This window comes from Microbispora sp. NBC_01389 (assembly GCF_045040095.1).
Taxonomy (GTDB): Bacteria; Actinomycetota; Actinomycetes; order Streptosporangiales; family Streptosporangiaceae; genus Microbispora.
The window spans coordinates 5,251,546-5,265,511 of sequence record NZ_CP109552.1 but is presented as its reverse complement, the minus strand read 5'-3'; the positions used below and the strand labels follow the sequence as shown (position 1 = coordinate 5,265,511).

At 72.6% G+C, this 13,966-nt stretch carries 8 protein-coding genes; 1 reads left to right on the top strand and 7 read right to left on the bottom strand.

The genetic code is table 11. The annotated features are described in order from the left end of the window. The first annotated feature begins 11 nt into the window (after nucleotides 1-11). Nucleotides 12-1,034 carry a LacI family DNA-binding transcriptional regulator gene (locus OG344_RS23450; RefSeq protein WP_405084915.1) on the top strand — a complete coding sequence of 341 codons (1,023 nt, stop codon included), beginning with the start codon at nucleotides 12-14 and terminating at the stop codon, nucleotides 1,032-1,034. Between the two features lie 95 nt (nucleotides 1,035-1,129). Here OG344_RS23450 and OG344_RS23445 read toward each other — a convergent pair whose 3' ends face one another. The 7 genes from OG344_RS23445 to drmA form a co-directional block, all read right to left on the bottom strand. Continuing rightward, complete coding sequence (locus tag OG344_RS23445) at nucleotides 1,130-3,427, bottom strand: DUF262 domain-containing protein (RefSeq protein ID WP_405084914.1); 2,298 nt, start codon at nucleotides 3,425-3,427, stop codon at nucleotides 1,130-1,132. Between the two features lie 259 nt (nucleotides 3,428-3,686). Continuing rightward, nucleotides 3,687-4,907 carry an RNA polymerase sigma factor gene (locus OG344_RS23440; RefSeq protein ID WP_405084913.1) on the bottom strand — a complete coding sequence of 407 codons (1,221 nt, stop codon included), beginning with the start codon at nucleotides 4,905-4,907 and terminating at the stop codon, nucleotides 3,687-3,689. Then, nucleotides 4,904-5,233 (bottom strand): YciI family protein, encoded by a 330-nt coding sequence (locus OG344_RS23435; RefSeq protein WP_327045418.1) that lies wholly within the window; start codon nucleotides 5,231-5,233, stop codon nucleotides 4,904-4,906. Before OG344_RS23435 ends, OG344_RS23440 begins: the two co-directional genes overlap by 4 nt. 194 nt (nucleotides 5,234-5,427) lie before the next feature. Beyond that, nucleotides 5,428-7,092: a protein kinase domain-containing protein gene (locus tag OG344_RS23430; protein ID WP_405084912.1), complete on the bottom strand. Its 1,665-nt coding sequence runs from the start codon at nucleotides 7,090-7,092 to the stop codon at nucleotides 5,428-5,430. Between the two features lie 67 nt (nucleotides 7,093-7,159). Continuing rightward, entirely contained in the window at nucleotides 7,160-7,951 is a 792-nt protein-coding gene (gene drmC / locus OG344_RS23425; RefSeq protein ID WP_405084911.1) for a DISARM system phospholipase D-like protein DrmC, read from the bottom strand. After that, nucleotides 7,948-9,873, bottom strand: coding sequence for a DrmB family protein (gene drmB / locus OG344_RS23420; protein ID WP_405084910.1), 1,926 nt, complete (start codon nucleotides 9,871-9,873; stop codon nucleotides 7,948-7,950). The genes drmC and drmB overlap by 4 nt, the downstream gene beginning before the upstream one ends. Beyond that, nucleotides 9,870-13,817: a DISARM system helicase DrmA gene (gene drmA / locus OG344_RS23415; RefSeq protein ID WP_405084909.1), complete on the bottom strand. Its 3,948-nt coding sequence runs from the start codon at nucleotides 13,815-13,817 to the stop codon at nucleotides 9,870-9,872. The genes drmB and drmA overlap by 4 nt, the downstream gene beginning before the upstream one ends. Nucleotides 13,818-13,966 lie beyond the last annotated feature (149 nt).

The following is a 13,966-nucleotide window of genomic DNA, read 5'->3' as shown; positions in this document are numbered from 1 at the left end:
GTGGAGGGCGTATGCGGCGGACGACGGGACGGTCCACCCTCAAGGAGGTGGCCGAGCGGGCCGGCGTCTCGATCGGCACGGCCTCCGCGGTCTTCGCCGGCAAGACGTGGGTCTCGCCCGCCACCGGTTCGGTGGTCCGCCGCGCCGCAGAGGAGCTCGGCTACCGCCCGCGGGCCCGCCGACCGGCCGAGACCGGCATGATCGGGTTCGTGTCGTGGGTGAGCGAGCTGTTCTCCCCCGACAACCTCTACTACGCCCCTGTCGTTTACGGCGCGCAGCAGGCGTGCGCCGAGCTGCAACTCTCGATGACGTACGAGGTGATCCAGCCGCGGGGCGACCGGCTGCCGCTGTGCGTCGAGCGCGGCCAGGTCGCCGGGCTGCTCGTGCTGAACGTCGGCGCGAGCCGCGACTACCTGGCGCGGATCCTCGACGCGGGGGTGAGCTGCGTCCTGCTGGAGCACGCCGTCATCGACCTTCCGGTGGACTATGTGCGCCACGACGACGAGACCGGCGGATACCTCGCCACGCGCCACCTCATCGGGCTCGGTCACACCACCCCGCCGCCCGCGATCATCACGGCGGGGGCGCACATCGTGCCCGCCGCCCGGCGGCTGGCGGGCTACCACCGCGCCTGCGCCGAGCACGGCCTCACCCCCGGCCCGGCGTACGTGCGGCCCGGCGACTTCACCGCACGGACCGGGTACGAGCAGATGACGGCGCTGCTCGACCTGCCCACGCCGCCCACCGCCGTGTTCTGCGCCAACGACCTGTCGGCGTTCGGAGCGCTCGACGCGCTGCGGGAGCGGGGCCTGCGCGTGCCCGGCGACGTCAGCGTGATCGGATATGACGACGTGGCGATGGCCGCGCACGCCTCGCCGCCCCTCACGACGATCGCCTCCGACAAGGAACTCCTCGGCGCTCAGGCCGTCTGGCACCTCGTCCAGCGCGTCCGCCGCCCCGAGACGACCAGCCGCGACACGATGCTCGGCGTCCGCCTCGTGGAACGCCGCTCCACCACTCCCCCACGCCGCTGATCCGGGTCCGCCGGCCGGGCCCGCCGATCTGCGCCCGCCGATCTGTGCCCGCTTGACCGTGCCAGCCGGCCGGGCCGGCGGCCGGTGCGGGCCTCCTACGCGATCTCGGCGGCCGGGCCGCTCCAGCCGAACTGGCCGAGGCGGTGCCGGGCGATCTCGATCTCGTCGTACGTGAACAGCTCCGCGAAGCGGGGCCGCACGACCAGGGCCTCCACGGTGAGGTCCAGCCGGCCGCGCTCCCACAGCGCCGCGAAGCCGTCCGACACGGCGGGCGAGCGCAGCAGCCTGCGCGCGGTCTCCATGCTCCCGTGCTCGGCCAGCATGCTGAGGAAGTAGGAGGCGTGGTAGTTCGCCTCGCTCCGGGCGCGGTCGTACACCGACCGCATCGCCGCGTCGAACTCCGCGTGCACAGGGTCGCCCGCCGGGGCAGGCGGGCCGGCGGGCTCCTCCGGCGGCTCCTCGTCGCCCGCCGCCGACTCGTTGCGCCGCCGCGCGTAGCCGAGCAGGGCGTCCACCGACGTGAAGACCTCGTAGCCCAGCTCCTCCAGCCGGGGCAGGTCCGCCATCTCCGGGTCGAGCTCCAGCACGACCGGCCTGCCCTGGCCCGGCTGCAGCCCGTCCGGCCAGTACGCCTCGGCGACGGCGAGGGCCCGGCCGGTCCGGGGGTCGGCGATCTCGCTGTCCAGCGCCGGGTCGGCGTATCCGAGGCGCGCCAGCTCCTCCGCCATCGCCTTGATCTGAGCGGTCCGTACGTCGTCCTGCTCCTCGGCGAGCACGGCGACCGGGCGCAGTTCCCCGGCGGCCACGGGTGCGGCGCCGTCGCGCAGCCCCGCGAGGAACGACTGCGCGGCGTGGGCGAGGAGCTCGCGCCGGGCCGCCAGGAAATCGAGATACCGGTCCGCCCGCCACAGGTCCCGGTCCGTCGGGATCCACTGGGAGGCGAGGACGCCGGGGTGCCTGGCCTCCGCCTCCGCGAAGTACTCCTCCGGAGCCCGGTTGCCGATCTCCAGGTTGGTGTCCTGGGTCAGGAAGCAGAAGTTGGCGACGGCGTTGACGTGGACGCGGTCGTACCCCTCCTTGTAGAGCAGGGCCTTGGGGAAGATGTGGTGCACCTGGAGCGAGGTGCGCCTGCCCAGCATCTCGGCGTGCAACTGGAGCCCGCTGCCGAAGTCGCGGGCGCCGTGTACGCGGGTGAGCATGTAGAGCAGCGGGTAGAACCGCGACCCGCGGGTCGAGCCGTCGAAGTCGTGCGGCCGGACCTCCAGGTTGCCGCCGCGCCACCGTTCGAGCGCCCCGACGAGCCCGTCGATGCCGAAGCGTTCCACCGTGTCGTAGTCCTGGGCGAGCACGGTCTCGGTCGAGCCGGCGAAGCGGCCCCACAGCGCCGCGTGGACGTACCAGAACAGCACCCTGTCGCGGTGCGCGCCGTCGAGGAAGGTGCCGCCCGGCGTGAGATGGAGCAGCCGGGAGACGACCGGGATCGCGTAGCGCCCCATGAGGACCTGGTCGTGGTCGAGCCCGAGCCGCCCGGAGACCGCGCCGAGGAGTGTGTCGACGTAGCCGGACGACTTCGCCAGCGCCGTCTCGAACTCCTTGTCCGCCACCGTGTCGAGCGTGGTGAAGACGGCGCGGCCGGTGGCCACGGCCGTGACGTTGCGCAGCAGCCAGTCGAGCGAGAACTCGAAGCCCTTGGCGCTCCACTGGTCGAGATGGTCGCGCATCACCTGGCGGGCGGGCGGCCACTGCGCGCAGATCTTGGCGAGGGCGAGGTCACCCTTCGACAGCGCCGTTCCGCCGGAGTTGACCCGGTTGAAGATGTCGACGACGACGTCGACGTTCTTGTCCGGGCCGGTGATCTTCTCTTCGTGGAACTCCCGGTTCTCCAGGTTCTTGAGCTTGTTCAGCCGCGCGATGTAGGTGGCGAACGTGTCCGGGTGCCGCGCGAACGAGCCGATGAACGGCTCCAGGCCCTCGGTGAACAGCCGGGTCACGTCCACCCAGCGCGGGTCGTCGCGCATCTTCGCCGGGCCGTAGAACTCGAAGGTCTCGTCCTCGACGTTGAACCGCAGGCCGGTGAAGGCCGAGGGGTCACCCTCGAAGAAGGCCGGCGGCCTGCCGCGCATGATCCCGTACAGCGAGGTGATCCGCTGCTGGCCGTCGAGGAGCAGCAGCCGCACGCCGCCACCCGATCCGCCGCCGCCGGTCCCGCCGCGTACGGAGGCCGTCTCGGGCTCGGTCGCCCACAGCAGCAGGCCGCCGACCGGATAGCCCCGGTAGAGCGAGCGCATCAGCCCGCGGACCTGGTCGCGGTTCCACACGTACCCACGCTGGAACTCGGGGAGAAGCACGGTGCCGTCGTCGATCTGGTGGAGGAGCACGGAGAGGGTGGCCAACTGTCCGTCCCTTTGTCGAAGCCTGGTCCATGGTCTGTTGATCTCTGCGCTTCACTGTAGGCACGCACTCACCACGGGTGCAGGCGGTCGGATAACGATCCAGGGTCGGCCCACGGCGGCGAGGCCGGGGTACGCGGATGGGCGGCGGCGGAGTGCGGGGCCAGAGCGCGTCGGCAGAGCGCGTCAACAGAGCAGCGCGGCGGCGTTTCAGTGGCGTGGTTCAGTGGCGTGGTTCAGGGGCGTGGTTCAGGGGCGTGGTTCAGGGGCGGGCCAGCTGGTCGCGGCGGCGGACGAGGTACGCCGTCTCGGCGGTGTTGGCGGCGAGGGCGATGGCCCGGTCGTACGCCGCCCGCGACTCCGCGCTGCGGCCCAGCCGGCGCAGCAGGTCGGCGCGGGTGGCGTGGAAGGCGTGGTAGCTCTCCAGCGGCAGACCGTCCACCTCCGCCAGGGCGACCTGGGGGCCGTCGATCTCGGCGACCGCGATCGCCCGGTTGAGCCGCACGATCGGCGAGGGGTCGAGGCGGACCAGCTGGTCGTAGAGCGCGACGACCTGCGACCAGTCGGTGTCCCGGACGTCGCGGGCGTCGGTGTGGACGGCGTTGATCGCGGCGAGGATCTGATAGCGCCCCGGCGCCTGCCCGGAGGCGAGGCGCGCGCGGACCAGGGCGTGGCCCTCGGCGATCAGCTCGCGGTCCCAGGCGCCGCGGTCCTGCTCACCGAGGGCGACAAGTTCGCCGCTCGCCGACACCCGAGCGGCCCGGCGGGCCTCCGTCAGCAGCATCAGCGCCAGCAGCCCGGCCACCTCGCCGTCCGCCGGCAGCAGCGCGCGGACCAGCCGGGTCAGCCGGATCGCCTCGGCGGTCAGGTCGGCGCGGACCGGCTCCCCGCCGGGGTCCGAGGCCAGGTAGCCCTCGTTGAAGATCAGATAGAGGACGGTGAGGACCCCGGTGACCCGGGCCGGGAGGTCCTCACGGAACGGCACGCCGTACGGGATCCGCGCCGCCTTGATCTTCGCCTTCGCCCGCGTGATCCGCTGTCCCATGGCGGTCTCCTGGACCAGGAAGGCGCGGGCGATCTCGGGCACGGTGAGCCCGCCGACCATCCGCAGGGTCAGCGCGATCCGCGCCTCCACGGCGAGAGCGGGATGGCAGCAGGTGAACACGAGGCGGAGCCGGTCGTCGTCGACGGCGCCGAGCGGCTCGGGGGTGTCGGACAGCATCAGCGCCTCCCTGTGCTTCTCGTCGCGCCTGACCTCACGCCGGAGCCGGTCGACGGCCTTGCGGTGGGCGGTGGTGGTCAGCCACCCGCCGGGGCTCGGCGGGACCCCCTCGACCGGCCAGCGCTCGACGGCGGTCGCGAACGCCTCGGCGGCCATCTCCTCGGCGACGTCGAGGTCACCGAGACGCCTGGCCAGGGTCGCGACCACCCGGGCCCACTCCTCGCGGTGGACCCGGGCGATCACCTCGCCGACGTCGGTCATTCGCCCAGGAACGGCCGGAGCTCGACCCTCCGGTTGCAGCTCTTCGACCCCGCGGCGGCGAGCCGCAGCGCCACGTCGAGGTGGGGCGCCTCGATGATCCAGAAGCCGACGATGTGCTCCTTCGACTCCAGGTAGGGCCCGTCGGTGAACACCGGCTCCGCGTCCCGGCCGTCGACGACCGTGGCCGTGCCGGGCGACCCGAGCCCTCCGGCGAACACCCAGTGACCGTCGGCCTGGAGCCGCTCGTTGAAGACGTCGATCGCGGCCTGCTCCTCCTCGGTGGCGACGGCCGACTCGTTGAGCACGGACATCAGGTACTGCGCCATCGCGATCATCTCCTGTCGTGTGGCCGCCCCCTCGGGCCGCCTCTCACCCCTGCTACGAACGCCGCCGTCCGGATCCGACACACTCCGCCGAACTTTCTCGAAGAATTTCCCAGCGCACCGATCGGGTCCGCCGACGGGGGCCGCTCGCGCCGGCCCGGGGCCGGCCCGCGGCTCGGGGGCCCGCAGCCGGGGGGTCAGCGCGCGGCGGCGAGGCCGTCGAGCAGCTCCCGCACCTTGCCGACGGTCGGATGCGCCGCGCCGTACCGCCGTTCCAGGTCGGGCAGCAGGTCACCCAGGGTCTGCCCCGCACGCACCCGCTCACCGGCCCCCAGCTCCAGCAGGCCGATGCGGCGCCGCAGCTCCAGGATCCGGTCCTCGTCGACCCTCAGCCGCCGCTCGTCGCGCAGCAGCAGGCGCATCTGTTCGAGCGCGAGCGCGGTGTCGCCCAGCGCCGCGTGACAGTTGGCCTCCATGAGGCGGAACCGGAGGACCATGTGGTCGTCCTCGCCTCTCCGCTCGGCGAGGTCGGCCGCCAGCCGCCGGAACTCGGGGGCGGCCCGCCGGTAGTCTCCGCCGAGGAACAGCACGTCCGCGAGCTCGATCCGCAGCTCCAGCCCCTCGTCGCCCTCGGGCTCCACGGACTGTACGGCCTCCGCCAGCAGGTCGGCGGCCTGCCGGTAGCGCGACTCCCCCTTGAGCGCGCCGGCGTCCCGCCGCACCCGGGCCATGCTCTGCCCACCCGAACGCCGGTGCCCGGCATCCCGGGAAACGGAACCCTGCGAAGCGGTGGCCTGCGCGGCATGCCCGTACGCGGGCGCGACGCTCCCGGTGGCGACGGGCCCGTGGACGGCGTTCCCAGTGACGGCGTTCCCAGTGACGGCGTTCCCAGTGACCTGCCGGGTGGCGTTCGTGGCGGCGTTCCCTGTGACGTTCGGAGGGGTGGCGACCCGGCCGACGACGGCGGCGTACATGCGCACGGGCTGTGCGGCGCCGCCGTCCACGAATCCCGGCAGGGGCGGCAGGTCACGGCAGAAGGGCAGCAGCCGTTCGTAGACCAGGGCCGCGCCGGACGGCCGATCCTCGGGCTTCTTGGCGAGCAGCCAGAGGATCAGCCGTTCGAGCCCCTCCGGGACGTCGCGCCGCAGCGTCCGCACCGGCACCGGCGGCTCGTCCACGTGCCTGCGCATCGAGGCCAGCGGGGTCTCTGCGGCGAACTGGTTCCTCCCGGCGAGCAGCTCGTGCAGGATCACCCCGAGCGCGTAGAGGTCGGTCTGCGGGCTGGTGGTGCCGCTCATCGTCTGCTCGGGGGCCATGTATTCGGCCGTGCCGACCACGACACCCGTGACGGTGAGCCGGGTGGACGACGGCGACAGCGCGGCGGCCACCCCGAAGTCGAGCACCTTCACCGTGCCGTCGGGGCAGAGCATCAGGTTGGCGGGCTTGAGGTCGCGGTGCACGAGCGAGCTGGCGTGCGCGACGGCGAGCACCGAGCACACCTGGGCGGCGACCGCCGCGGCCCAGCCGACGGGTAGCTCCTCCACCTCGTCGAGCAGATCGTTCAGCGGGGCGCCCCGGACGAGCTGCATGACCAGATAGAGATCGTCGCCGTCGGTGCCGCAGTCGTAGACCGCGGGCACCCCGGGGTGTTCGAGGCTGGCCGTGATCCGCGACTCACGCACGAAGCGCCTGGTCAGCTCGTCGTCCGGCCGTCCGTCGGCCAGGCGGTCGACCCGGATGAACTTGATCGCGATCGGCCGGTCCAGCCGCTTGTCATAGCCGAACCAGACCTCCCCCATCCCGCCCCTGCGGCGCGAGTTGAGGTCCAGCTCGTACCGGCCGCCTATGATCTTCGCCCTCACCACGTCCACATCCCCACGACCCCATGATTTCGCATTTCACCGCGCGTGGGCCGCCCTGCCGGAGATATCAGCTCAGGCGGCGCAGCACGCCACGGGCGCACAGGCGGGCCACGTGCTGGGCGGCCCGCTCCGGGGCGGCGCCGCCGCGCACCAGCAGGCCCGCCTCGATGTTCCTCGTCGCCCCCGACTGCGTCAGGTTCGCGCTCGACACCAGCAGCACCCGCTCGTCGGCGACGGCGATCTTCGCGTGCATCCTTCCGCCCTGCTCCGCGCGCTCGGCCACGGGCCAGTGCCACACCTGCACGCCCCGGACGCCCGCGAACGCGTGCGCGGGCTCGGGGCCGTTCAGCGCCGACCCCGCGCCCTGCAGGGTCTCGACCACCACCTTCGCCGTCGCCCCGCGCCGCACCGCGTCCGCGAGCGCGCCGAGCAGCGGTTCGTACGGCGCGGCGGAGTAGGTCATGAGCACGAGTTCGCGCGACGCCTCGTTCACCAGGTCGACGAGCACCTGCGCGGTGGAGCGCACCGGAACGGCGGGCGTGGACGGGCCCGTCCACACCGGTTCGACGGTGGTGGTGGCCCGATGCCGTTCGAATCCCGCCGCCACTCCGCGCAGGCAGGCCGCCGCCTCCCCCGCCGGCATCCGTACGGACGCCAGCGTGGCCAGCACCCGGCGCGCGGCGTCGGGGAAGCCGGCCAGCGGCACGGCGGCGACGATCCCGGCCTCCGAGCCGCCCTCGGCGATCCGGTCGGCCAGGGTTCGCAGGTGCGCCGGCCCGACCCGCTCAACGGCGTCCGCCGCCGCCCGCTCGAACGCCTTGAACGCGTCAGACGTCGCCCGGTCGACCGCGTCCGTCACGGTGACTCGGGATAGATCGCCAGGCCGGGCTCTCCGATCGGCACCACGAACCTGCGGTCGAGGAAGCGGTTGCCGCGCTCACACGTGGTCTCCGAGACGAACAGGCACACGTGGCAGGCCGCGCCGTGCAGGAAGTCCTCCGGCGTGCGCGGCAGCCGTTCGGCGCACAGCGGGTCGGAGGAGCAGCTCATCGCCCCGGTCAGCGCGCGCCTGGTCAGCCGGATCAGTTCGTCCGGCTGGGCGAGCGAGACCAGGCCGCCGAGGGTGCCCTCGGCGTCCGGCACCGCCGTGTAGATCAGGATGCCCGAGCGCCTGTCGTTCTCGGTCCCGGCGTAGATCCGCTCGGCGAGGCTGGCGGAGTTGTAGCCGCACTCCAGCGCGATCGTACGGATCAGCAGATGCGACAGCGTGTGCAGGACGTAGTAGCGCGGCAGGGGCCAGTAGTCGTACCGGGTCGACTGGTCGAACGGCTGGCCGGTGCGGGCCGAGTAACGGTACTCGCGGAAGCGGCCGTACGCCTCCTTGTGCAGCCGCATCGCCTCGGAGCTCTCGACCTGCGCCTCCCACCGGGCGAGCAGGTCGTCCGGCAGCCGCAGGAAGATCCCCTCGCCGCGCACCTCGCTCGCGGGCACCCACGTGGGCCTCGACCGGGCGAGCGGCACGCGCTTCACCAGCGCCGGGTCCTCCGGGTCGGGCGCGTCGAGCCGGGTGAACCCGATCATGGCGCGCACCTCGCGCAGCCGCTCCACGTGGACGACGTCGGAGTAGTAGCCCTTGAGCAGCGGCGGCACCGGCTCGTCCCGGTCCCGATAGGCGGTGAAGTCGTCGCTCGGCGGCGGCAGGTGGGCGCTGGAGAAGATCTCCCACTCCGGGGTGAGCAGGTCGGGGTAGCCCTCCGGGCCCTGCTCCGGCCCGGTGGCCTCCTCGCCGCGGCGCCGCTCGATCGCCGCCCACAGCTCCTCGTCGCCCCACTTCTCGAACTCGAACGACAGCGGCGGCATCGACCGCATGAACGGCAGCATGTCGGGAGCCTTGACGTGCTGGAGGTTGTCCCAGAACTGCGCCACCCGCGTGTCGAGTTCGCCGGCTCCCCCCTTCGGCAACGCGAGGGCCGACAGGGTCTGCGCGAACCACTGGTTCGACGCGCCGACGACGAGCACGTACGGCCGGCTCTCACAGGCCGAGAACGTGCCAAGGTGCGGGTGGCGGCCCCGGCAGCCGGGCAGCCGGTCCCGGCCGCGCTTGCCCATCGCCTGCCGGATGTTGCGCTCGGCGCCGCAACGCTGGCAGCCGATGCGCACGTTCGCGCCGAGGTTGCCGCCCCGGTCCTCCATCAGCAGGTTCGGCTTGGCCGCCGCCGGGCACGGACCGCCCTCGTGGACGAACTCCAGGTAGGGGAAGTCGTCCAGGTGCCCGTTCGTGCAGGCCAGGACGAAACGCGCCCCGACGGCGAGCCTCTTCTTGGTGCCCTTGCCGCACTGGTGGAAGAACCGCGCCTCGTGCGGCTTGTTCGGCTTGTCGTTCTCGAAGCCGAAGGCCCGGGAGTCGACGCGGGCCAGCAGGTTGCACGCCGTACACCGCATCCACCCGGGGAACGGCACCACCGGCACGCCGGTCAGTTCCGCTTGCGGGTAGGTGTCCTTGTCCGGCAACCAGGGCGCGGGCCGCAGGTGCTGGACGGTCCTGCTCAGCAGCGCCTGCACGGCCGCGAGCAGGCGTGGCTCCGCGATGAACGTCGCATGGCGCGGTGGTTCGCCGACGCCTCCCTGAGGAATGATCGGATGCTTCCAATCGTCGAGGCCCTTCACCAGCACGGAGAAGTTGGGCAGGTCGACCAGCGACCCCACGCCGGAGGTGTACATCAGGTGGCTGGGACGCACCGCGCCGACGCGGCTCCGAGGGGAGAAGGACCCGACCATCATTTGCCCTTTCCATCCTGGGCGGTGACGCCCATCTCGTCGCCCACCGGCTCGTCCGCGTCGGCGCCGGCGGCGCCCCCGACGAAACTCCACTCCGGCGCGCCCACCGGCCCGAGGAAGATGCCGTCGCCGGGCGGCAGCAGCAGGTTGATCTCGTTCTCGGTCTCGCGCATCGAGTTGCCGACCGTGCGGGAGTCCCAGGAGCCGTTGCCCGCGCGGTGCAGCAGGCCGTCCACGACCTCCTTGGCGGTGCTCTTCTTCCGCTCGTAGCCGAGCCGGGCCGGGCCGGTCTTGGCCGCGTTCCAGAGGTCGATCAGCATCTTGAGCCGCTCGTCCATCGCCTGCCGCGCGCGCGGGCCGCCGACGACCTCCGCCCGCGCGACCATCCGGCCGGCGAGGCGGGTCACCGCGTCGCCGTTGAGATCGACGTCTTCGGCGTCGCGGTTGCGCGAGTGGGCCTCCTCCACGTTGCGCACGGCCGCGACGAAGGCGCCGGTCGCGACCCGGTCCAGCGCCCGCGCGGTGTACGGCGTGACCGACAGCGCCTCCACCTGCCGGTAGAACGTGGCGTGGTAGTGCTCGAAGTCCTCGTAGTGCGCGAGGTCGCGCGGCCGGGACCAGTTGTACAACGTGACGACGAGTCCGGGACGGGCCGCGTCACGCCCGACCCGGGATGACGCCTGGATATATTCCGCCGTGTTCTTCGGCTGCCCGATCATCATCATCAGCCCGAAGCGGGACACGTCCACGCCCACCTGGAGCATCGAGGTGGCGAGCACGACGTCGACGGGCGGCCGCGCCGACCGCAGGCTCCGCAGGGCCCGGTAGCGGTCGGCGGCCGGATGCGCCCGCCGCTTCGACTCGTCCTTCTCCTTCATCAGCGCGGCGATCTCCTCCCGGCTCTCCCGGACGCGCCGCGAGGTGTCCAGCTCCGGGTCGAACCCGATCTCCAGTTGCTTGAGCACCTCGCTGATGTCGCCGGAGGAGATACGTGAGGTGAGCTCGACGACGTGCAGCAGGTCCGTACGGCTCAGCAGCCGGTTCGACAGCTTCTTCTGCCTGCCGTGGATGCGGATCCGGGTGGTGACGTCGTCGTCCATATAGCGCCGCATGCCCGCCAGCTCACGGGTGGCGTTGAAGTAGCCGACCAGCGTCATGTAAGGGTCGGCGGGCTCGCCGTACCCGTCGAAGAGCGTCTGCCCGGCGAGCAGCAGGATCTCGGCGAGCCGGATCTCGGCCGACTTGAGGCGCACCCCGTGCGCGCACACACCGAGGTAGCGCCGCCCCGGGTCCTTCGGCGTGACCGGCGCCTGCCGGGAGAAGAAGGTGTCGGCGACGTCGATCACCTGCGGCGGGAACACGGCCAGGTCACGGCCGAAGACGCCGAGCACCTGCCGGTCGGCCCGCTTGGTCGTCGCGGTCGACGCGATGATCTTCGGCCCGGCCTGCGCGCCGCCGGTGGTCCAGGTGCACAGCTCGTCGACGGCCGCCTCGAACAACCCGACGACCGTGCCCAGCGCGCCCGAGATGAGGTGCAGCTCGTCCTGGATGATCAGGTCCGGCGGCCGGAGCCGGATCACCGGGCGGCTCTCGGTCTTCGGCAGCCGGCCCTTGGCGTTGTGCCTGCCGCCGCAGCCGATCCGGTCGTCCAGGTCGTCGTGCCGGTAACCGTGCCGGGGGCAGCGCCGGCTCACCCGGCCGAACAGGTGCCCGGCGAAGCCGCGCCACGGAAGCTGCGCCAGCTTGTCGACGGTCGCGATGACGAGGCTCGGCGTCAGCCGATAGATCTCCTCGTCCACGGTGAGAATCGGCAGGCCCTCGCGCCGCGCGTACGCCTCGTCCGCGCCCGTGCCGGCGGGCAGCGTGCGCAGCTCGCCGAGCCGCGAGAACGGGCAGGGGTCGGCGTCGCCCTCGCTGCCGCGCCCGCAGTAGAGCAGCACGCGGCGGCGGTCCTCGTCGATGTCGAGGTTGGCCCCGGCGACCAGCTTCTCCCCGCACCACGAGCACGACAGCGTCTGCAGGACGTTGGTGTCGCGGTTGGAGTCCCTGGCCTCCTGGATCTGGTCCTTCGCCTCGGCGAACCAGTTGGGCGAGACCGCGTTGCCCACCCACAGACCGATGCGGAACGGTTCGTCGCCCCACGTCCCGGGGTCGTCGCGCCGCAGCACCTCACACGCGCACACCAGCGCGGCGGCGCGCTGGAACTGCTGCGCGGTGAGCAGCCGCAGCGTGTAGCGCATGAGCACCGCCACGCCGTCCAGGCCGCTGCGCGCCTCCGCCCCGGAGCCGACGACCTTCTGCAGCCGCCGGATCGCGAACGTGTACGCCGTGAGGCCGAGGTAGGCCTCGGTCTTGCCGCCGCCGGTCGGGAAGAACAGCAGGTCGACGGTCGCCGTGTGGGCGGCGGCCCGCTCCGGGTGCGCGGGATCGGTCAGCGACGGCAGGTTGAGCAGCATGAACGCGAGCTGGAACGGCCGCCACGACGCCGCCGCCGCGCCCTTCGCGTCGACCTCCGCCATCGCCTGCTCATAGCTCAGCCCCTGCTCGTCGCGGAGCTTCGCCACCGCCGTACGGCGCCGCTGGAGCGCCATCGCCCGGTTGGCGAACCGGAACGCCGCGTACGCCTGCTCGTGCCCGTCCGCGGTGGTCACCGTGAGCAGCGCGATCCCGGCGCGGATGCGCTCGGCGGCCCGCCGCGCCTTCCGTACGGCGACCTCGGCGGCCTCGCGCAGCGGCTCGGGCACGCCGGGGATCTGCCGCTCCTGCTCGTCCAGCCACGCCGAATAGCCGTCGGCCAGCGGCGTCAGCCCGGCGGCCAGCGCCTCGAGCGAGGCGCTCGCGAGGGCGTCCATCGACAGCTCCACGTCGGCGAGGGCCGTGCCCTCCCCCACCGGGGCGACCGTCGCGGGCACGTCGTAGTAAGGCAGCCAGGTGGTGCGCAGCTCCGTCGCCCGCCGCGCCTTCGGGGCGACCTCCGCGTGGACGGCCACGTTGCGGCCCACGGCATACCGGCGCTCGTTGCGGTAGAGCAGCCGCAGGTGCCTTTCCTCCAGGTCCTCCTGGCCGGCGTTTTCCTGGCCTGCGTGATCCTGGGCGGGGTCCGCCCGGCCGCCGTCGAGAGGGTCGTCGATCGGCAGGAAGACGCCTGCCGGGTCGCCGGGCTGTGTGGCGGCCTGGGCGGCGGCGACGAGCTCGGCCTGGAAAAGCCACGCGATGTCGGGGCTGGTCTCGGGCTCGACCTGCTGGTTGATCAGCGTCAGCTCGACGACCCGCCGCCCCTCCGGCCGGGGCCGCACGGCCACCGCGAGCAGCACGCCGGGCTCGTCGGCACGTTCCATCGTCAGCGGGATCTTCTGGCCGGGCTCGGCGAGCGGGATCGTCAGGCGGTGCTCGACCGGCCTGCGGCCCCAGACGCGCTCGGTCCGCAGCCTGCCCTTCCCGTCCTCCACCTCGGTCTCGACCTTGGTGTACGCGCCCCAGCGGGCGGTCACGGTGAGCGCGTCGAGGTCGCCGGGCACCGCGAACGACATGCCCATGGACGACGCCCACAGGCGGCCGAGGTTCTGCGGGGTGAGCACGTCGGGCAGCTCGCCCTCGGCCCCGTCACCCTCCGCGCCGATCTCCGTCTCGGGCAGTTCGTCGGCGTCCTCGGCCACCCGCTTCGGCGACGGCTTCGGGCCGAGCATGCCGACCAGGTAGCGCTCGCGCGGCCCTATAGCCTTGCGCTGCAGCTCCTCGAAGTCCCCGTCGTACGGCCCGAGCAGGTCGCGCCGGACGAGCTCCTGAAAGGCGTCCCTGACCTCGAACGACGTGATCGGCGGGAATTCCTGCGGGACGTCGAGCGGATGTCGCGTCCTTTCGCCGCTCTTCGCCTCCTCGTCACCCTGGCCGAACAGGTCGCCCTGGTCTGCTCCCGCGGCGAACAACTTCTCCTGCCGATCGAACACGTTGGGGGGTGTCCTTCCTCGCCTGACCGTGGACGCAACGGTAGTTGCTCCTGGTAAGCCTCCGGCAGCACGTGGCCGGATCGTAAGCAACCCCGAATTTCGCCCAACCGAAATGCCCCCATCAGGTGTCCCCCTCATTGCTGCCGGCA

Excerpts from the sequence above, each read along its gene's own strand:
- OG344_RS23450 (WP_405084915.1), top strand. The coding sequence starts at position 12 with ATGCGGCGGACGACGGGACGGTCCACCCTCAAGGAGGTGGCCGAGCGG.
- OG344_RS23440 (WP_405084913.1), bottom strand. The coding sequence starts at position 4,907 with ATGACCGACGTCGGCGAGGTGATCGCCCGGGTCCACCGCGAGGAGTGG.
- OG344_RS23435 (WP_327045418.1), bottom strand. The coding sequence starts at position 5,233 with ATGGCGCAGTACCTGATGTCCGTGCTCAACGAGTCGGCCGTCGCCACC.
- drmB (WP_405084910.1), bottom strand. The coding sequence starts at position 9,873 with ATGATGGTCGGGTCCTTCTCCCCTCGGAGCCGCGTCGGCGCGGTGCGT.